Below are 19,787 nucleotides of genomic sequence, written 5' to 3' on the forward strand. Positions count from 1 at the left end.
AAGCCCGCTCCCACATGGGGTTCGCGGCGTTCACAAATCCAGTGTGGGAGCGGCGGTGCGACGATTCGACTTGCTCGCGAAGGAGTGCGCAGCACTCTCCAAACTTATGCATGCGCTGCCTCCAGCAAGATCCGTCCACTGGAACACGTGGCGGTTTCGTTGCGATAGGCGAAATACAATTTGCCGCGCGCCGGGTCGTAGCGCAGGTGCAGCTGGATTTCGTCGCCCGGGCGCACCAGTTGCTGGAACTTCAAGACTTCCATGCCGGCGAATTTTTTCGGCAGGTTCATCAGTTGCTGGCCCAGGCTCAGCGCCCAGTCCACCTGCACCACGCCAGGCAACACCGGCGCCTTGGGGAAATGACCGCTGAAATAGGCCAGGTCCGGTGGCACGGCCAGTTGCAGGCTCCACTCGCCATTGCTTTCGACTTGCTCCAGCACCTCGGGCGCTTTGGGGCGCGGCGCCAACAGCAGGGCGTCGACGTCGGCCTGGGGCAGTTTGCCCTGAGCGTTCAGTGGCAGTTGTCGTAGCAGGCGCCAGCGTCTTGGCAGGGCCAGGGCTTCGCAGTGTTGGCTCAGGTGCTGGCGCAATTGCTCGGTGAGGCTGCGTCGACCGTCATTGCGCAGCACATGCAAACCGGCCTCGCTCAGCACCAGCAACGCCCCCAGGGAGGCGCGGTTTTCCTGAACGACGCCGAGCCGAGCTTCGATGACCCATTCATGGGCCGTCAGCGCTTGTTCCAGCATCGGCAGCGAGATGCGTTTTTCTTCCAGTTTGACGATCCGGTCCAGTCGCCCAAGCAACTCGAAGCGACCATCGATGGCGATGCGCGCTGAATCGGCCGTGTGTTCGATTTGACCGACGGGTAAGTAGGGCGAAGCGATCAGCAGCGCCCCATCACTGTCTTGTGTCAGCGTGACATCGGCAAAGGGTCGCCACAGTTCCGCGCCCTGACGCCAGGCGATGCCGCCGGTTTCCGAGCTGCCGAAGATTTCCGTTGGCCATTGCCCCAGACGCTCATGCAGGCTCTGTGCGGCCTCGACCGGCAATGCGCCGCCGGAGGAAAACACCCGGCGTACGGCGCTCAAGGCCGGCCAGTCGAGGTTGTCGCCCATGCGCTTGAGCAGCGCCGGGCTGGCCACCCAGGTGAAGGCCGGGTATTCGCGGCTGGCGCGTTGCAGGTCTTCCGGAAAGGCCAACTGCCGACGCAGGAACGGGCGCCCGGCGCACAGTGGCCAAAGCACCCGAAACAGCAGGCCGTAGATGTGCTGGGTGGCGACGCTGCCAATGATGCACGCCGGGCCCAGGTCAGCGCCCCACAGCTGTTCCAGGGCTTCGACTTCATTGGCCAGTTGGCGCAGGTTTTTTTCGATGCGCTTGGGTTCGCCGCTGGAGCCGGATGTGCACAGGCTGAGTCGGCAGTTATCCAGGTCCAGCGCGGCGGCACTAAGCGGCGACTGTTGGAGGTCGCCAAGGTGCGCATCGTCGGGCTGATCGCTCAGCCACAGCTCAACATCACCTGACCAGCGTTGGCGGGTCTGCGGTTGCAGGTCGGACGGCAGCAGCACACTGACCCCGGCACGCCAGGCGCCGAACAGGGCAATCGCCAGGTCGGCGGCATCCTCAAGGTGCACGGCCATCTGCCGGACACCCCGGGCTTGCAGGCCGGCGGCCAGGCGCAGCGCCTGTTCGCACAGTCGGGCGTGATCCAGTGCCGGAGCAGTGGTTACGGTGCGCTCCGGCTGAGCCTTGAGCAGCAGGTGCTCAAGTTTTATCCAATTCATGGGTGGCCTCGTACCCTTATTCGTATGAGCCATTCAATGGCAAACATCAGGCCTATCAATCCGTAGGAAATCAGGCCGGTGTACAACGTCCACCAGCTCAGCGGCGCCCAGAGGGTCAGGGCGGCGGCACACAAACCGTTGCAAAGAAAAAAAACGCTCCAGGCGATGGTCACCTGACGGGTATAGCGAATGCCCTCGGCGGGCAATTGCGGCTCGCGTACCCGGGCCAGGCGTTCAACGATCGGTGGGCCGAATGTCAGGCTCGATCCGAACAGCACCAACATGAAGCTGCTGATCAACACCGGATACCAACGCAATAGCGCCGGGCTGTCGAACAGTGCCAGCAACAGGCAGAACACAATGGCCACCGTTGCCATCCACAGGCTGCCGGGCCGTCGTTTGCCGGTCAGCGCCCGGGCCAGCCACAGCCCGCCCAGCAGCAGCCCGAACTGCCACGGGGCGAAATGCTCCATGCCGAAATACACCGCAAAGGGATACAAAAGGCCTGCCAGCAGCAGGCCGAGGCCAATCAGTCGATTCATGCGGCGGGTTGAACCAGACGGTAGACCGCCTCGACCACGTCACTGACGGTACGCACCGATTTGAATTCTTCGGCGGCGATTTTCTTGCCGGTCTGACGTTTGATGTGATCGATCAGGTCGACCGCGTCGATGCTGTCGATTTCCAGGTCCTGATACAGGTTGGATTCCAGGCTCACACGCTCAGGGTCCAGTTCGAAAAGCTCGACCAAGGCATCGCGCAGGGTGTTGAAAATGTCGTCACGAGTTTGCATGGTCCGGTCTCAAGCTGCCTGTTTTGCGGTGACGAACGCCGCAAGGCTCGCCACGTTACTGAAGTGGTTGCGTGTGTCCTTGGCATCGGCGTCGATTTTGATGCCGTACTTTTTCTGGATGGCCAGGCCCAGTTCCAGGGCGTCCACCGAGTCCAGGCCCAGGCCTTCGCCGAACAGCGTCTGCTCGTTGCCGATGTCTTGGGCGCTGATGTCTTCGAGGCCCAGGGCGTCGATGATCAGTTCTTTGATTTCCAGCACCAGGCTAGGGGTGTTCAGATCGCTCATCTTCGGCGAGCTCCTTGATGAAGTAAGAATGCAAATAATCGTTGAGCTTGCGCGAGGCCTGCGGAGCCGGCCCCTGCGTGGCGAAGGTCTTTGGGTCTATATCGGCCCCGACCCGGAAACTGAAGTGCACGCGCCGCTTGGGGATGCGATACCAGGGTTCGGCTTTGGTCAATGTGGTCGGGCTGACCTTGATAATGACCGGGGTGAGGATTTTCGCACCACGCAGGGCGATTGCCGCGCCGCCCCGATGAAAGGCCGGCGGCTGGCCGGGCTGAGTGCGCGTACCTTCCGGGAAAATGATCAGGGTCTGACCGTCTTTCAGCGCGTCGGCAGCCGCGTCGAGCATGTCCATGCTGCCGTCGTTGCTGATGTATTCGGTGCAGCGCAGCGGCCCGCGGGTGAAAGGGTTTTCCCAGAGGCTTTGCTTGACCACGCAGTTGGCGTGACGCACCAGGCCGATCAGAAACACCACGTCGATCAGCGATGGGTGATTGGCAATGATCATTTGCCCGGGGCGACCGAGTTTCTCCGCACCCTCGATGTTATAGGTCAGTACCCCGGTACGGGCCATGAAACGCACAAAAATCCAGAAACAGCGGCTGACCGTTTGCCGGGCCCGCAGCCGATGGGTCCGGGCGTCGCCCGGCAGGCAGTTCAGCACAGGGAAAATCACCAGGCGCAGGCACAGCCCGCCCAGCCCGAACAGGGCGAAGCTCGCGGCGGTGGCCAGCAAACGCCAGTAATAGGCGTCGCGGTTTTTCTCGGTCATGGGTTGCGTTGCCAGGTCCATACACGATTTTTCCAGGCATGTTGGCAGGTGGTTTGCTGACCGAGCAGCGCACACAGCAGATTCAGCGCGTGAGGCCAGCGGGGTTTGGACAACGCATCCGAGGGGCTGTTCAGGGACAACTGCCAGTCGGTACCGGGTGTGATCAGCAAGCCGACGGCATAAGGGAACGGCACGTCGTCGATCCAGGTCGAGTAAGCCTCGGGTGGCTTCTCTTCGGTGACCACCAGCAGTACCGCGCGAGCGCCTTCAGCCAGCAGCGCGGCAGCTTCAAGCATGCCGTGTTCCAGGCCATCGCCTGCGGCGGCCAGGGCGGTCATTTCGCTGGTTTCACCCCGCATGATCGACCACAAGCCAATGATCGCGTTATGCACCGACAAGCTGAAGCGGGTCGGCGACAGCGGCTGGTCGGCGGCCAGATCACTGAGAATATCGACGGTGCGGGGCGTTTCGCCGTGACGGGAAACAAAGACCAATGGCAGATCCTGCCGACCTTCGGCCAAAGGCCAGCCGACACTGAATGCCATGCGCGCCAGACGGCTGAGCCGTCGACGCTGCATGGCCGGCAGAAAGGAAACGTCGGGAGCGGCATCGCTGTCCGGCAGCACGACCGGTTGTCGGCACCAGGCCTGCCAATCGGACACGCTATCAAGCCCCGGGGCCCAGGCGCGCCATTGGGCGATGTTGAAGTTGATCACAGACATTCATCCCACCCTCACGGGCTTACTTGACGCGGGGGAGTGGCCGAGGGCCGAGACTTACCCTGCGTGGCGTTTGGCGCCGAGTGGCGCGCATTATCCCGGTGCCGGGAACGTGTAGCAAATGCTGGTTACATTTTGCTCAGAAGATGAAGCGGCAGGTTCGCAAAAATTGAATGATTGGCAACTATTCACAGAATTATTACCCCGTCTGTCGGTTCTGGCGTCGAACCGCCGGGGCGCTCAGGGCTTTTCATGCAAGAGAAGGCAACTGACTGTGTAGTCCTTGCACTGGTGAGGTAGCGTAGCCATACCGTGGACCACTACACTCGGTCATTCTTTGATACACGGAGGTTTTGACATGCGGCGCGTGGTGTTCAATCAGAAAGGTGGCGTTGGCAAATCCAGCATTGCCTGCAATCTGGCGGCAGTCAGTGCCAGCGAGGGTTTTCGCACCCTGTTGGTGGACCTCGATGCCCAGGCCAACTCCACTCAGTACCTGACGGGGCTCACCGGTAGCGATATTCCGATGGGCATCGCCGATTTCTTCAAGCAGACGCTGTCTTCCGGGCCGTTCTCCAAAAAGAATCAGGTCGACATCTACGAAACCCCGTTCGATAACCTCCATGTCATTACCGCCACCGCCGAGCTGGCGGACTTGCAGCCAAAGCTTGAAGCCAAGCACAAGATCAACAAGCTGCGTAAGTTGCTTGAAGAACTGAGCGAAGACTACGACCGGATTTACCTCGATACCCCGCCAGCGCTGAATTTCTATGCGGTTTCAGCGTTGATTGCCGCCGATCGTGTGCTGATTCCCTTCGATTGCGACAGTTTTTCACGCCAGGCACTGTACGGCCTGATGGCGGAAATCGAAGAGTTGAAGGACGACCATAACGAAGGCCTGGAAGTCGAAGGCATCGTCGTCAACCAGTTCCAGGCCCGCGCCAGCCTGCCCCAGCAAATTCTCGATGAGCTGATCGCCGAAGGCCTGCCGGTGCTGCCGGTGTACCTGGCCAGCTCGGTACGCATGCGTGAATCCCACCAGGCCAATACGCCGCTGATCCATCTCGACCCGCGGCACAAGCTGACCCAGCAGTTTGTCGAGCTGCACAACCTGCTGGAAAACGCCTGATTCTGGCTGCTAACACAGAACCCCTGTGGGAGCGGGCTTGCTCGCGAAAGCGGTGTATCAGGCGACACCTCTTTTGAATGTCAGCCCGCCTTCGCGAGCAAGCTCGCTCCCACAGGGTTCCGTGTTGTTTCAGATGCCTTGACTACGCAACCAGCTCATCAGTTGCTGTAACGGGAACGCCCCGCTCTGCCGGGCGACTTCCCGGCCGTTCTTGAACAGGATCAGGCTCGGAATCGAGCGAATCCCCAACTGCGCCGACAACTGCTGGTTCGCCTCGCTGTCCAGCTTGGCCAGGCGACACTTGCTCGCCAGTTGCCCGGCTGCCTGCTCGAACACCGGTGCGAACGACTTGCACGGCCCGCACCAGTCCGCCCACACATCCACCAGCAGCGGCAGATCGCCCTTGATCTGGCTGGCGTAGTCGCCTTGCTTCAATTCAAACGGTTTGCTCAACAGGACTTCGGCCTTGCAGCGCCCGCATTTCGGATGGTCGTTGAGGCGCTCGGCCGGGATGCGGTTGAGGCCGTTGCAATGAGGGCAGGGGATGAGGAGTGGGTCGGTCATGACAAATCGTCCAATCGAAAGCGAATGATCCATATCTGGAGACATGACTCCAGATTTTCAATCGTGCAGTGCCTCACGACGAACAACTGATCTCCAGATGCTTGCCCCATTCCGGCGGCCGCTCGGCGTAGCTTTCCATCCCCGGTTGTTCCTCGAACGGATTGCTCAGCACCGCGTGCAGTCGACGGACTTCCGAGTAGTCGCCGTTCTGCGCTGCCTCGATGGCCTTTTGCGCCAGGTAGTTGCGCAGGATGTACAGCGGGTTGACCGCGTGCATCCGCTGGCGGCGCTGCTCTTGATCAAGCGTGCCTTCACGGGAAACCCTGGCGACGTAGAGCTCGCCCCAGGCGTCAAAGCCCTTGAGGTCGACGAAGTCATCACGCAAGCGGGTGATGGCCTGTTCCGGCGTTTGATCACCCAAACGGCGGAAAAACAGGCTGTAGTCGACGCCGCTGTTTTGCATCAGTTGTAGCAGGTTCTCCAGCAGTTTCTGGTCGTCATCCTCGGCGGTGGTCAGGCCGAGGCGGCGGCGCATCAGGTCCAGGTAATGGGCCTGGAACAGTGGCAGATACAGCCCGAGGGTTTCGCGCAGGGCTTCCACGCTGATGAACGGCGTCAGGGCCTGGGCCAGGGCGCTGAGGTTCCACTGGCCAATCGGCACCTGGTTGCTGAAGGAGTAACGACCTTGGTCGTCTGAGTGATTGCAGATGAAGTTGGCGTCGAAGTCATCGAGGAACGCGAATGGGCCGAAATCGAAGGTGATGCCCAGGATCGACATGTTGTCGGTGTTCATCACCCCGTGGCAGAAACCATAGGCCTGCCATTTGGCGATCAGTTCGGCGTTGCGCTCCACCACTTCGCGGAACATCGCCATGTACGGCTCCGGTTGTTCCAGGCACTGCGGGAAGTGCATGGCCAGCACGTGATCACCCAGCTCTTTCTGTTGCTCGGGGCGCTTGGTGTAGTAGAAATATTCGAAGTGGCCGAAGCGCACATGGCTCGGCGCCAGGCGCAGGACCATGGCTGCGCGTTCCTGCTTTTCGCGCCACACCGGGGTGTCGGAGCCGATTACGCACAAGGCGCGGGTGGTCGGGATATTCAGTGCGTTCAGGGCTTCGGAGGCGAGGAATTCGCGGATCGACGAGCGCAGTACCGCCCGGCCATCACCCATGCGTGAAAATGGCGTCTGGCCGGCGCCCTTGAGGTGCAGGTCCCAGTGTTCGCCGGCCTCGTTGTACACCTCGCCGAGCAACAGGCCGCGACCGTCGCCCAATTGCGGGTTGTAGGAACCGAACTGATGTCCGGAATAGACCATCGCCCTTGGAATTGCGTCGGCCCAGAGCTTGTGGCCGCTGAACAGTTCGGCGAACTCCGGGGTTTCGGCCACGGCCGGGTCGAGGTCCAGCAGCGCCATGGCGGCGGGGCTGGCCACGACCAGGCGTGGATTATCGATGGGCTCGGGCAGCACATGGGCGGAAAACGCATCGCCCAGGCGGTCGAAGCGGTTATCGAAGGTGAGTTCGTCGAGGGCTTTCAAGGGCCGGCTCCAGCAGAATGTCCGAGCATTCTGCTGGGGAAAGGCCGGTTAGTCGAGTTTGGCGGCCGGCGGTTGTTGCGACGACTTACCGTCGACGATCGGCACGATGGTTTTCGCTTCCGGCTCGATCGGCACCATCTTGTATTCCTGGCCGTGCAGGTTCTTGAGGTAGACCTCCATCTGCCGGAACGAGATGTTGATGTGCTGCTTCTTGAACTCGCGGTTGATGAAGCGGTTGACCTCGTCGAGCACCGGGTTGCGGTCGCCGAGGTCGCGCACGTGCATGCGCAACTCGTGGTCGAGGGTGCTTTCGCCGAAATTCAGGAAGTACACGTGGGGCTCCGGGTCTTTCAGCACGCGCGGGTTTTCGCGTGCGGCCTTGAGCAACAGCTCTTTCACCAGGTCCAGGTCCGAGCCGTAGTCGACGCCGAGCTTGAGGGTCACCCGGGTGATGGTGTCGGTCAGCGACCAGTTGATCAGTTGCCCGGTAATGAACGTCTTGTTCGGGACGATGATGTCCTTGCGATCGAAGTCGGTGATGGTCGTGGCGCGGATGCGGATCTTGCTCACGGTGCCCGACAGGTTGCCGATGGTGATGGTGTCACCGATCCGCACCGGACGTTCGAACAGGATCATGATGCCGGAAATGAAGTTGGCGAAGATCTCCTGCATGCCGAAACCGAGGCCGACCGACAACGCTGCCACCAGCCATTGCAACTTGTCCCAGCTTACGCCGAGGGTCGATAGCGTCGAGACAAAACCGACGCCGGCGATCACGTAGGACAGCAACGTGGTGGTCGCGTAGGCGCTGCCCTGGGCAAGGTTGAGCTTCGACAGCACGAACACTTCGAGCAAACCCGGCAGGTTGCGCGCCAGGGCGAAGGTGATGCCGATGATGATCAGTGCGCCGAGCATGTCGCCGATGCTGATCGGCACCATGCTCATGTTGGCGCCGGTACCGCTGGTGTATTCGTAGAGGGTGACGTTGTCCAGATACGAGAACACCGTGATCAGGTCGGCCCAGACCCAATACAGTGCCGCCATGAAGCCGCCGAGAAGCGCCAGGCGGATCAGGCGCAGGGACTGTTCGTTGACCTTCTCGATGTCCATCGTCGGTTCTTCGATCACGGCTTCACCATCGCCGGCCTCTTTGGCGGCCAGCCGCTTGGCCAAGGCGCGCTGGTAGGCCAGGCGCCGGGCCGCCACACTGAGGCCGCGCACGAAGGTGGCTTCGATCACCAGCCAGAACATCAGCAGGTACAGGGTGTTGATCAAGCGGTCGCTGAGCTTCAGCGCGGTGTAGTAGTAGCCGAAGCACACCGCCACGAACAACGCGACGGGCAGTGCGGTGAACAGGATCCCCACCAGTTTGCGGAACAGCGAAGCGTTTTCGTGGGTCGGGCTGCTGATGAGCAGGCGGCTGAGCAGCAAGGTCATCAAGGCGTAGCAGATCAGCACCACCGGCATGCCGAGCACGTCATCGGCCAGTGCCGCCGGTTGCAGTTCGGCAACGGCGACTACGGTCACCAGTGCCATGACCACGATGCCGAGGCGGCGGATCCATCTGCGCAGGAATTCCACCTGGGGCTTTTCCCAGCGGAAATGCAGTTCTGCCACGCCACCCGGCGCGAGGATCCGGTACGCGGTGTAGAACACCAGCCAGGCCCCGGCCATTTGCAGCAGCGCCGCGCCCATATTGGCGTTCTGCCCACGGGCGTCGATTTGCAGGGCCAGCCCGCACAATGCGAGGCCCAGTGAAACCGGCATCGCCAGGAGAATGTTGATCAGAATTGCCTGCGGCGTATGCCACTGGCTGTCGCGTTTGAAGTGACCGATGTCCTGGTGAACCTTGTTCAGTCGCGCGTATAGACTCTTGCGCCGCCACAGCAGTGCGCCGATCAGCAAGGCCAGTGGCAGGAACAGCAGCGGGCGCTGGGTCAGGCCGTCGGTCAGTTCGCTCAGGCTTGAAAGTACCGGCAGCGTATCGACTTGCCGCTGGAGGCGATCCGGCACACTGTGAATCCACTCCAGGTCCAGCGGCTTGTTGCTGGGAATCCAGAACATCTGTTCATCGAGGGTCGCCCGCAGGCTTTGCGCGGTGCTGAGCAATTGCTTCTGGTTCAGTTGCAGGGTGATGGATTCATTGAGCACCGCGCTCAGTTCGCGGTTGAGTCGCTCCAGCAGGTCGGCGCGGGTGGTGGCCAGTTCCATCAGGCTTTTGCGCAGCTGCGCCGTGACTTGCTCGGGGGGTTGGGTCGACAGCAGGTTTTCGACGTAGGTGGTCGGATTGCTCAGCAATTCCCGTTGCTGGCTGACTTCGAACTGATACAGGCGAATGTCGGCGATCTGATCGGCCAGGTTGCGGTCGAGCCGCAGGCGCGGCAGCGCCTGTTTCTGTTTGTAGAGAATCTTCGAGAGCAGCAGGCTGCCTTTGAGCACGTTGATTTGCTCGTCCAGGGCCGCATCGCTCTGGGTCAGGCTGTCCAGCTGCTGCTTGGTCTGCAGGTTCTGCTGGGTGACTTCGTTGAGGCGGTCGGTGCTCTTGAGCAGGTAGTCCGAGAGCTTCAGGTTGGCCGCGCTTTCGGTGGCCAAAAGGCTGCTGCCGCCGGCCTTCTGCGCTTCGATGGATTGCTGGGTGACCGTTTCCTGGGACAGCGCCAGACGCTTCTGGTTGATCAGGGTTTGCAGTTCCTGGATTTCCTTATCCAGGCGGTCGGATCGCTCCGACAACAGGTCATGCTGGCTGTTGCCGAGGTCTTGCAATTGGGTATTGCCGGCCAGTTCCTGGCGCCGCAGCGGGATCAGGGCGTTCAGCGCCGCCAACTCGGCATTGAGCTGGTCGCGCTGCTCGGCGCTCAGGGTCTTGCCGGCGTCCTTGCCGTTCTTGAGGGTGGTGTTTATCTGCTGAATGCGCGTCTGGCTGCTGGATATCTCCGCCTGGGCGCGCTCGGGGCGGGTCTGGGCGGTGATGATCAGGCTGTTGGCATCGGCCAGGGCCTTTTGCAGGTCGCTTTGCTGGGTGGAGCGCTCGGTGAGCAATTGTTCAAGCTGCTGGATCGGTTCCTTGGCGAAACGCTGCGCCACCGGCACCACGGCACTGGCCTTGAGGCGGGTCAGTTCACGCTGGTTCTCGATGGTCTGTTTGGGCGCATTGCTCAATTGCTGCTTGAGCGCGACCAGCTTCTGCTCGTAGTCACGCTTGTTGTTGAGCTGGCTCAGCGTGCCTTGCAGGACCGATTGCAGGGCCTTCAGATCGGCTTCCGGCAGTTTGCGGTCGGCGATCTTGTCCAGGCTCGCTTGCACGGCTTCGCTGGAAGGCGGTTCGGCCGCTTGCGCCGCTTGCGATAAACCAAGGGTGCTGACAGAGAGACTCAAGCCCAGCAGGGCGACGGCGAAAATGGAGCGCAGATTAGGCATAAAGACCGGTCAAGCAAGTGATAGTGGAAGCAGTTTAGAGGAAGAGTCCGGGACCCGGGCGACTTCCTTCGGGGAATCTGACGCCCACTTTACCGATCTTGTTCCCGTCCATGACGGCCACGGTCCAGATGGTGTTGTTCCATTCCACCTGGTCACCCACCACCGGCGCACCGCCAACCTTCTGGGCAATGAAGTGACCCAGGGACATGTCCGGATCGATGCCTTCGACCTTCAGGCCATAAAGGGCCGCAACCGCGGCCAGCTGGGCGTCTCCTTCGAGTACGAAGTCGCCGAAGAAGCGCAGATCGAGGCCCCGTTGTGGCGCCTGGCTGAAGAGTTTTCCGAGGGCCGGCAGGTTGTGTTCATGGCCGATAACACACAACAAATCATCGACTTCCAGCACTGTACTACCCGACGGATGGAGCAATTGCTGGCCACGAAACAGGGCGGCGATACGGGTGCCTTCGGGCATATTCAGCTCGCGAAGGGGCGAACCGATGCACCATTTTTCCGCGCCCAGGCGATAGACGAACAGTTCCCACTCGCTGGTGACGTGCACTTCCAGGGCCGAGCGGGAGATGGGTGCAGGCTCCGGGGGCACCGTCACCTTCAGCAGCTTGGCGACCCACGGCAGGCTCGTGCCCTGAACCAGCAGCGACACCAGCACGATAAAGAACGCGAGGTTGAAGTAGAGCTGAGCGTTGGGCAGGCCGGCCATCAGCGGGAACACCGCAAGAATGATCGGGACCGCGCCGCGCAAGCCGACCCAGGAAATGAATGCCTTCTCGCGACCATGGAATGCCTTGAACGGCAACAGGCCAACTATCACCGACAGTGGCCGGGCAAACAGAATCATCCACAGCGCCAGTGCCAGTGCCGGCAAGGCGATAGGCAGCAGGTCGTGGGGCGTCACCAGCAGCCCCAGCACCAGGAACATGCCGATCTGCGCCAGCCAGGCCATGCCGTCGAGCATGTGCAGGATGCCGTGGCGGCTGCGCACCGGACGGTTGCCGATCACCAGGCCGCAGATGTATACCGCCAGGAAGCCACTGCCGTGCAGGGCGTTGGTCAGCGCAAACACCACCAGGCCGCCGGCAATCACCAGGATCGGATACAGGCCGGTGGCCAGGTTGATGCGATTGACCAGTTGCAGCATGAGCCAGCCACCGCCCAGGCCGATGACTCCGCCGATGCCGAACTCGCGCAGCAAGTGGGTCAGCAGGCTCCAGTGCAGGCCGGTCTGGCCGCTGGCGAGCATGTCGATCAGGGTGACGGTGAGAAACACTGCCATCGGGTCGTTGCTGCCGGATTCGATCTCGAGGCTGGCGGTTACCCGTTCGTTCAGACCCTTGCCGCCCAGCAGCGAGAACACCGCGGCGGCGTCGGTAGAACCGACGATGGCGCCGATCAGCAGGCCTTGAATCAGGTTCAAGTCGAACAGCCACGCGGCCGCCATGCCGGTCAGCCCGGTGGTAATCAACACCCCGACCGTCGCCAGCGACAGCGCCGGCCATAACGCCACGCGGAAACTCGACACCCGGGTGCGCAGGCCGCCGTCCAGCAGGATCACCGCCAGCGCGAGGTTGCCCACCAGATAAGCCGTGGGGTAGTTATCAAAAAGAATGCCGGCGCCATCGACACCGGCCGCCATGCCGACGGCCAGGATGATCACCAGAATCGGGATGCCGAGACGGGACGAAAGTGAGCTCACCAGAATGCTCGCACCTACCAGCAACGCGCCGATCAAGAACAGGCTGTTGATGGTCGTCGCATTCAAAGGCAGTACTCCAGAAAGCTGAAAGGCGGGCGCAAACTGACCATGCAGTCTGCGTGCCAGCGATTCTAACCTGTTGAAATGTGATGCTGTCAAAAAGCTTTTTGCAGGCGATTCTTCACGCCGGGTGAAATCATTGTGGCGAGGGGGCTTGCCCCCGTTCGGCTGCGAAGCAGTCGTAAATCCGGTAGATGCGATTTAATGGATGTACGCGGTTAACAGGGAAGGGGCCGCTGCGCAGCCCAACGGGGGCAAGCCCCCTCGCCACAGAGTCAGCGGTGCTCGTTAAAGGCTAAACCGCCCAACCAGAGTGTTCAGGTCTACCGCCAGGCGCGACAGTTCATTGCTCGCCGCACTCGTCTGATTCGCCCCGGTGGCCGACTGCACCGACAGGTCACGGATGTTAACCAGGTTGCGATCCACTTCACGGGCCACCTGTGCCTGTTCTTCAGCGGCGCTGGCGATCACCAGGTTGCGCTCGTTGATTTCGACGATGGCGCTGTTGATGGTGTCCAGCGACATCCCGGCGCCGCGGGCGATGTTCAGGGTCGATTCGGCGCGTTCGGTGCTGTTGCGCATCGAATCCACCGCGTGCTCGGTGCCGCTCTGGATGCTGCCGATCATGCGTTCGATCTCGCTGGTCGACTGCTGGGTGCGGTGAGCCAGGGCACGTACCTCGTCGGCCACCACCGCAAAACCACGACCGGCCTCACCGGCGCGCGCGGCCTCGATGGCGGCGTTCAAGGCCAGCAGGTTGGTCTGGTCGGCCAGGCCACGGATCACATCCAGTACCTTGCCGATGTCACGGGACTCGTTGGCCAGGTCGCCGATCAGGGTCGCGGTGCTCTGCACGTCGGCGCTCATGCGTTCGATGGCGCTGACGGTTTCCTGCACCAGGTCACGGCCGTCACCGGCAGATGTGGTGGCGTTCTTCGAGGCCTCGGACGTGCTGACCGCGTTACGCGCGACTTCTTCCACGGCGCTGGTCATTTCGTTGACTGCGGTGGCAGCCTGTTCGATTTCGTTGTTCTGCCGGGTCAGGCCACGGGCGCTTTCGTCGGTGACGCTGTTGAGTTCTTCTGCGGCAGACGCAAGTTGCGTGGCCGAGCCGGAAATGCGCTGCAGTGTGTCGCGCAGTTTTTCCTGCATCTTCGACATGGCCAGCAGTAAACGGCCGGCTTCATCCTGGCCGTCAACGGTGATCGGGCGCGTCAGGTTGCCTTCGGCAATCTGTTCGGCGGCGCCCAGGGCATTGGCGATCGGTTGGGTGATGCTGTTGGTCAGCAACCAGGCGAGCAGCAGCGTCAAGGCGGTGGCGATCACCAACAGGGTGATTACCAGGTTGAACGCCGAATCGTATTGATCCGCCGACTGTTGGTTGGTGTCGTGGCTCTGCTGGGTATTGATCTCCAGCAGGCGGTTCAGCACGGTGTTGACCGCTTCGGAGTTGTTGAGCAAATCGGTGTTGAGCAGGCTGCGCAATTCATCGATCTGATTATTGCGCGACAGGGTCTTCATCCTGTCTTCGATCTGGCGGTATTGGCCCAGCAGCTGTACGTATTGATCGTAGGTTGCGCGTTCCTGCGGGCTGGCAATCAGCTTTTCGTAGGTTGCCTGAGCGGTGCGAATCTGCTGGTTGCGCGTCTCCAGCAGTTCCATGGTTTTCTGCTGCACATCAGGCTCGCGGTTCACCAGCAAGCGATAGGACAGCACGCGCAGGCGCAAGGTGAGCTGGGTGAAGTCGTCCAGGCTCTTGATGCTCGGCACACTGTTGTTGGTGATGTTCTCGGCCGCGCCGCGGATCTTGCTCATCTGATTCAAGGCAAACACCCCCAGAACCATCATCAAGCCGCCAATCAGGGCAAAGCTGAGGAACGCCCGAGGGGCGATATTCATATTACGAAGGGACATGGCGTTCACCGGGAAAGAGCGCATCCGCGCGGGGCTGAGGCTGCTGTATGGATGGCTTATCGGTCGCCGGACTGAAGTCTTGAGTCCTTGCGCGTTTTTACTGCGACCGGGCGAGCCCGCTCGCGAAAAACGCATGGACAACGCAATCATTCAGACAGGGCGCGATATCGTTCACGTCCATCGCGAGCAAGCTCGCTCCTACATAGGCGGGCGACGAAGTGCAGGAACCAGATCGGGGTATCACAGTCTCTACAGTTCGCGAGAAAGGTCACTCGTCAGCAAAATCAAGGCTTTGCGCCTGTATAACCCTGGCATCCAGGGTGACTTTTCTTTATCGTACGCGCCCTTTGAAAAAGCCCGGAAAATCAAAATGTTGGAAGCATCCCTAAGCCAATTGGAACAACTGGTCAGTGACCTGGTGCAACAGAACCAGACGTTGCTCGGCACCAACCAGACCCTGACCGCAGAACTGGCCCAGGCCAAGGATGAAAACGAAAGCCTGCAACTGAACCTGATGGAGCAGGAAGAGAAGCAAGGCGCCACGGCGGCTCGCATCCAGGCCCTGGTTGAGCGCGTCAGCGCAGGCCCTGTCAGCGCATGAGTTACAACGCCGCAGGGGTAAAAGTCGTCTCGATCCTGGGGGAGGACTATTCGATCAAGGCACCGGCCGGGGAAGAACAGACCCTGCTGGACGCCGCGATGATGTTGAAGGCAGCCCTGGCCGAAACCAAGAGGAAGTACCCGACGCTGATCGGTGACCGATTGCTGGTGCTGGCGGCGATGAATCTGTGTTCCCAGCAGATCGAAATGCAGAAACAGCACAAGCTCGACCTCGACCGTTACCAAGAGCAAGTCAGCGCCACGGTTGAAGTGATTTCCAAGACGATCAATCAGGCCTGATCGGCTTTGCGCACAACCAAAGAATAGATTGTCGGTTGGCTTGTATACAATCGGCACGGCTGTTGCAGTGTTTCAGCCTCTTATTCTTTGGGGGTGCTCCATGCAGTTCTGGCGACGCAGTATTCAATGGCAGTTGATCCTGAGCATGGGCACCGCCCTACTGGTCAGTATCCTGATTGTGGTTGGCATTTATACCCTGGTGGTCAACCGCCTCGCCCAGAGCTATCTGGTCGAACAAGCGTTGCCGTCGAGCATCGAAGCGATGCGCAACGACATCGAGCGGATCCTCGTTCAACCCCTTACCGCCGCCAAGGACATCGCCAGCAACAGCATGGTGCGCGACTGGCTGGCCGGGGGTGAGGACAGCGCCAGGACCGCCAGCTTCGCGCAGTATCTGGAAGGCATTCGCGCCGAGCACAAAGCCTTTACCGCGCTGATCATCGGCACCGCGTCCAGCCATTACATTACCGAAAAAGGCCTGGACCGCACCCTCAGTCGTTCCAATCCCAAGGACGCCTGGTTCTACTCGTTCCTCGACAGCAACCAGCCGCGCACCCTCAATATCGACAACGACACGGCCACCGGAGAATTGGCGCTGTTCATCGACCTCAAAGTCGAGCAGGCCGGTAAAGTCGTGGGCGTTGCCGGGCTTGGCCTGAGCATGAAAGAGCTGTCGGAGCTGATCCACAACTTCAGCTTCGGAGAGCGCGGCAAGGTCTATCTCGTGCGTTCCGACGGTTTGATCCAGGTTCATCCCGAGGCGCAATTCAGCGGTAAGCGTACCTTGGTCGAGCAGATTGGCGAGTCAGCTGCGCAAGCGGTCATGGGTCAAAAAACTGCCACCAACAGCAGCTTCCAGCGTGATGGCGAAGACTTTCTCGCGTTGAGTCTGCCTTTGCGCGATCTCGGCTGGACGCTGGTGGCCGAAGTGCCGCAATCGCAGATCTACGCCGAAGCCCGGCGCGCCATGTGGATGAGCAGCGGTATCGGCCTGGCGGTGGCGATTGTGTGTCTGTTGCTGGTGGTGCTGCTGGCCCGTGGGTTGGTGCGGCCGATTCGTCAGGTAACAGCGGCACTGGTTGCCATCGGTAGCGGTGGTGGAGATTTGACCCACCGGTTAGATTCCAGTCGCGCCGATGAGCTGGGCGATCTGGCGCGCGGCTTCAATCGCTTTCTCGACAGCCAGCGCGACATGATTGGTGAAGTGTTGACCACCAGTGAGCGACTGCGCACCGCTGTCGGCCAGGTTGCACGGGTGGTGGATAACACCGCTGAGCGCTCCGGGCGCCAACAGGAAATGACCGACATGGTGGCAACCGCTGTCCATGAAATGGGCCTGACCGTTCAGGAAATCGCCCATAACGCCGGCAATGCGGCGCTCGCATCACAAACGGCTCGGGATGAGGCAATGCAGGCACGGGAAGTGGTGGGTGGCTCGATCCGCCATATCGAAAGCATGTCTGACGAAATCGGCGTTGCGGCCACAGCGGTGGGTGAACTGGCCCATCAAGTGGCGTCGATCGACCAGGTGCTGGCGGTGATTCGGGGGATTTCCGAGCAGACCAACCTGCTGGCGCTCAACGCCGCTATCGAAGCGGCGCGAGCCGGGGACATGGGGCGCGGGTTTGCCGTGGTGGCCGATGAAGTGCGGACTTTGGCGCGGCGTACGCAGGCGTCTACCGATGAAATCCAGCAGATGATCGGCAGTCTCAAACAGGGGGCGGAGAATGCGGTTTCGTCGATGCATTCCGGGCAAGCCGCGACCGGCACGGGTGTCGAGTCCAGCCAGCGTACCGGGGCTTCGTTGACCGCGATTACCGGGCAAGTGGAGCGCATCAGCGACATGAACCATCAGGTGGCGACGGCGACGGAAGAGCAATCGGCGGTGACCGAGGAGATCAACCGGAACGTACAGGGGATTTCCGACCTGGCGCGGGCGACGGCGGGGGAGGTCAGGGCCTGTCGGGATGATTGTCAGACGTTGCAGCGGTTGGCGGATGATTTGGCGCGGCAGATGGGTGGGTTCAAGCTGAGCTGATGTTTCGCCTGTGCGGGCCTCTTCGCGAGCAAGCCCGCTCCCACAGGTTTTCTGGTGTACACAAAATTGATGTTTCACACCGGCAACTGTGGGAGCGGGCTTGCTCGCGAATGGATTTCAGCAGCACCACAAAACTTTGATCAGAACCACTCATCCTGCATCCCCAGGCACACATCATCCCGAGCCTCAAGAATTGCCAGCTCATGATGGCAACCCGGCACTTCCCACGTAAGGAAGTAGCGCGCCGCCTGCAGCTTGCCTTTATAGAAGGCCACATCCGCCGCATTACCCTTGGCCAAACCTTCCTCGGCACGAATCGCCTGTTCCAGCCAGCGCCAGCCGATCACCGTGTGACCAAACACTTTCAGGTACAGCGCCGAGTTCGCCAGGCTGCTGTTGACCTTGCCTTGGGCCAGATCAGTCAGCAGGCCGATGGTCACGGCTTGCAGGCGTGCCACCAGTTTCTCCAGCGGCTCGCGCAGCGGCGTCAATGAATCAAACGCCTGTGCTCGTTCGCCAGTGTCGGCGATCAGGCGGATCAGTTGCTTGAGCCCCGCGCCACCGTTCTGCGCCAGTTTGCGGCCCAAAAGGTCCAGCGACTGAATACCGTGGGTGCCTTCGTGGATCGGGTTCAGGCGGTTGTCGCGGTAGTACTGCTCCACCGGGTATTCGCGGGTGTAGCCGTGGCCGCCGAGGATCTGGATCGCCAGTTCATTGGCTTTCAGGCAGAACTCCGACGGCCAGGATTTGACGATCGGTGTCAGTAAATCCAGCAGTTCATGGGCTTGTTTGCGTTCGGCTTCGGTCGCAAGCGTGGTGGTGTCATCGAACAGTCGCGCCGCATAAAGACCCAAGTCAAACGAACCTTCGACGTAAGCCTTTTGCGTCAACAGCATGCGTTTCACGTCGGCATGCTGAATGATCGCCACCGGTGCAGTGTTCGGGTCCTTGCTGTCTGGCACGCGGCCCTGCGGACGCTCGCGGGCGTATTCCAGCGAGTACAGATAGCCGGCGTAACCAAGCATTACCGCGCCCATGCCGACGCCGATCCGCGCCTCGTTCATCATCTGGAACATATAACTCAAACCATGGTGCGGCTTGCCCACCAGATAGCCGACGCACTCGCCGTTATCGCCGAAATTCAGTGCGGTGGAGGTGGTGCCGCGCCAGCCCATCTTGTGGAACAGCCCGGCCAGCAACACGTCGTTGCGTTGGCCGAGGCTGCCATCGTCGTTGACCAGGAACTTGGGCACGATGAACAGCGAAATGCCCTTCACCCCGGCCGGTGCGTCCGGCAGCTTGGCCAGCACCATGTGCACGATGTTTTCCGACAGCGGATGATCGCCACCAGAGATGAAAATCTTGTTGCCCTTGAGGCGATAGGTGCCGTCAGACGCAGGTTCTGCGCGGGTACGAATATCCGACAGCGACGAGCCTGCGTGGGGTTCGGTCAGGGCCATGGTGCCGAAGAAGCGGCCATCGATCATCGGTTGCAGGAAGCGGCGCTTCTGCTCTTCAGTGCCGAAGCTCTCGATCAGGTTCGCCGCGCCCATGGTCAGGAACGGATACGACGTCGAAGCCGCGTTGGCCGATTGAAAGTGCGCGAAGCAGGCCTGGGACAGCAGCGTAGGAAGCTGCATGCCGCCAGCGTCGAAACTGCGCGCGGCGTTGAGGAAGCCGGCTTCGAGGAAGGCATCTACCGCCGGTTTCACTTCCGGAATCAGAATCGCCTGACCGTTCTCGTAGCGTGGCTCGTTCTCGTCGCCCTTGCGGTTGTGCGGGGCGAAGAACTTCTCGGCGATGTTGCGGGCGGTGCCAATGGCGGCATCGAAGGTTTCGCGGTTGTGCTCGGCGAAACGCTCACGCTGGGTCAGGCCCTCGGCATCAAGGACTTCATACAGCTCGAAAGCCAGATTACGGGAACTGAGCAACGTCTCGGACATGGCGGCCTACCTTTTATTGGAGTGGACCGAGTCTAGGCTTGTGAATTTATGCTGAATAGCATGATTGATGAGCGTGATAATTGGGCAGAGCAGAGGCTTTGCAGGCGCCACAAAGCCAATGTGGGAGCGGGCTTGCTCGCGAAGAGGTCGCCACATTCAACATTTAAGTTGACTGACAGTCCGCTTTCGCGAGCAAGCCCGCTCCCACAGGGATTTGATTGCCA

General features: G+C 60.9%; 16 protein-coding genes and 2 pseudogenes. 5 read left to right on the plus strand and 13 right to left on the minus strand.

Annotated elements, in window-relative coordinates; translation table 11 throughout:
• Nucleotides 1-104 precede the first annotated feature (104 nt).
• The 6 genes from KGB20_RS17530 to KGB20_RS17555 are packed head-to-tail and all read right to left on the minus strand — an operon-like array spanning nt 105 to nt 4,353.
• Entirely contained in the window at nt 105-1,784 is a 1,680-nt protein-coding gene (locus KGB20_RS17530; RefSeq protein WP_154910334.1) for an acyl-CoA synthetase family protein, read from the minus strand.
• Nucleotides 1,781-2,326, minus strand: coding sequence for a hypothetical protein (locus KGB20_RS17535; protein ID WP_090452738.1), 546 nt, complete (start codon nt 2,324-2,326; stop codon nt 1,781-1,783). Before KGB20_RS17535 ends, KGB20_RS17530 begins: the two co-directional genes overlap by 4 nt.
• Nucleotides 2,323-2,577: an acyl carrier protein gene (locus tag KGB20_RS17540; protein WP_007992314.1), complete on the minus strand. Its 255-nt coding sequence runs from the start codon at nt 2,575-2,577 to the stop codon at nt 2,323-2,325. Before KGB20_RS17540 ends, KGB20_RS17535 begins: the two co-directional genes overlap by 4 nt.
• A gap of 9 nt (nt 2,578-2,586) precedes the next feature.
• Nucleotides 2,587-2,862, minus strand: coding sequence for a phosphopantetheine-binding protein (locus tag KGB20_RS17545; RefSeq protein ID WP_090452740.1), 276 nt, complete (start codon nt 2,860-2,862; stop codon nt 2,587-2,589).
• Nucleotides 2,840-3,652 (minus strand): lysophospholipid acyltransferase family protein, encoded by an 813-nt coding sequence (locus KGB20_RS17550; protein ID WP_154861160.1) that lies wholly within the window; start codon nt 3,650-3,652, stop codon nt 2,840-2,842. Before KGB20_RS17550 ends, KGB20_RS17545 begins: the two co-directional genes overlap by 23 nt.
• Nucleotides 3,628-4,353, minus strand: coding sequence for a beta-ketoacyl synthase chain length factor (locus tag KGB20_RS17555; protein ID WP_090452742.1), 726 nt, complete (start codon nt 4,351-4,353; stop codon nt 3,628-3,630). Before KGB20_RS17555 ends, KGB20_RS17550 begins: the two co-directional genes overlap by 25 nt.
• 355 nt (nt 4,354-4,708) lie before the next feature.
• On the opposite strand from KGB20_RS17555, the gene KGB20_RS17560 reads away from it, so the two are divergent.
• On the plus strand, nt 4,709-5,479 hold the full coding sequence (locus KGB20_RS17560; RefSeq protein WP_015093167.1) for a ParA family protein: 771 nt from the start codon (nt 4,709-4,711) through the stop codon (nt 5,477-5,479).
• Nucleotides 5,480-5,608: 129 nt separating this feature from the next.
• Here the strand turns inward: KGB20_RS17560 and trxC are convergent, their stop codons facing one another.
• The 6 genes and pseudogenes from trxC to KGB20_RS29335 all read right to left on the minus strand — a co-directional run.
• Complete coding sequence (gene trxC, locus KGB20_RS17565) at nt 5,609-6,043, minus strand: thioredoxin TrxC (RefSeq protein ID WP_154910335.1); 435 nt, start codon at nt 6,041-6,043, stop codon at nt 5,609-5,611.
• Between the two features lie 73 nt (nt 6,044-6,116).
• Entirely contained in the window at nt 6,117-7,580 is a 1,464-nt protein-coding gene (selO, locus tag KGB20_RS17570) for a protein adenylyltransferase SelO (RefSeq protein ID WP_154861158.1), read from the minus strand.
• Between the two features lie 48 nt (nt 7,581-7,628).
• A complete protein-coding gene (mscK, locus tag KGB20_RS17575; protein WP_154910336.1) occupies nt 7,629-10,997 on the minus strand; it encodes a mechanosensitive channel MscK in 3,369 nt (1,122 codons plus the stop codon).
• Between the two features lie 34 nt (nt 10,998-11,031).
• Nucleotides 11,032-12,774 carry a potassium/proton antiporter gene (locus tag KGB20_RS17580; protein WP_057712307.1) on the minus strand — a complete coding sequence of 581 codons (1,743 nt, stop codon included), beginning with the start codon at nt 12,772-12,774 and terminating at the stop codon, nt 11,032-11,034.
• 282 nt (nt 12,775-13,056) lie between these two features.
• Nucleotides 13,057-13,929 carry a methyl-accepting chemotaxis protein gene (locus KGB20_RS29330; RefSeq protein WP_371319461.1) on the minus strand — a complete coding sequence of 291 codons (873 nt, stop codon included), beginning with the start codon at nt 13,927-13,929 and terminating at the stop codon, nt 13,057-13,059.
• Between the two features lie 30 nt (nt 13,930-13,959).
• Nucleotides 13,960-14,832 (minus strand): annotated as a pseudogene (locus KGB20_RS29335) (MCP four helix bundle domain-containing protein); the annotation flags it as partial.
• A 220-nt stretch (nt 14,833-15,052) separates the two neighbouring features.
• Between KGB20_RS29335 and KGB20_RS17590 the strand changes: the two are divergent.
• The 4 genes and pseudogenes from KGB20_RS17590 (at nt 15,053) to KGB20_RS29345 (ending at nt 17,620) form a co-directional block, all read left to right on the plus strand.
• Entirely contained in the window at nt 15,053-15,283 is a 231-nt protein-coding gene (locus KGB20_RS17590; protein ID WP_090452750.1) for a hypothetical protein, read from the plus strand.
• On the plus strand, nt 15,280-15,582 hold the full coding sequence (locus KGB20_RS17595) for a cell division protein ZapA (RefSeq protein ID WP_057712304.1): 303 nt from the start codon (nt 15,280-15,282) through the stop codon (nt 15,580-15,582). The genes KGB20_RS17590 and KGB20_RS17595 overlap by 4 nt, the downstream gene beginning before the upstream one ends.
• 145 nt (nt 15,583-15,727) lie before the next feature.
• Nucleotides 15,728-16,756, plus strand: a pseudogene (locus tag KGB20_RS29340) (cache domain-containing protein); the annotation flags it as partial.
• A gap of 132 nt (nt 16,757-16,888) precedes the next feature.
• Nucleotides 16,889-17,620 carry a methyl-accepting chemotaxis protein gene (locus tag KGB20_RS29345; protein ID WP_371319462.1) on the plus strand — a complete coding sequence of 244 codons (732 nt, stop codon included), beginning with the start codon at nt 16,889-16,891 and terminating at the stop codon, nt 17,618-17,620.
• Nucleotides 17,621-17,760: 140 nt separating this feature from the next.
• Here the strand turns inward: KGB20_RS29345 and KGB20_RS17605 are convergent, their stop codons facing one another.
• Nucleotides 17,761-19,563 carry an acyl-CoA dehydrogenase gene (locus tag KGB20_RS17605; RefSeq protein ID WP_154910337.1) on the minus strand — a complete coding sequence of 601 codons (1,803 nt, stop codon included), beginning with the start codon at nt 19,561-19,563 and terminating at the stop codon, nt 17,761-17,763.
• Between the last annotated feature and the right edge of the window lie 224 nt (nt 19,564-19,787).

It is taken from the genome of Pseudomonas sp. BF-R-30, from assembly GCF_019956175.1.
GTDB classification, from domain to species: domain Bacteria; phylum Pseudomonadota; class Gammaproteobacteria; order Pseudomonadales; family Pseudomonadaceae; genus Aquipseudomonas; species Aquipseudomonas jessenii.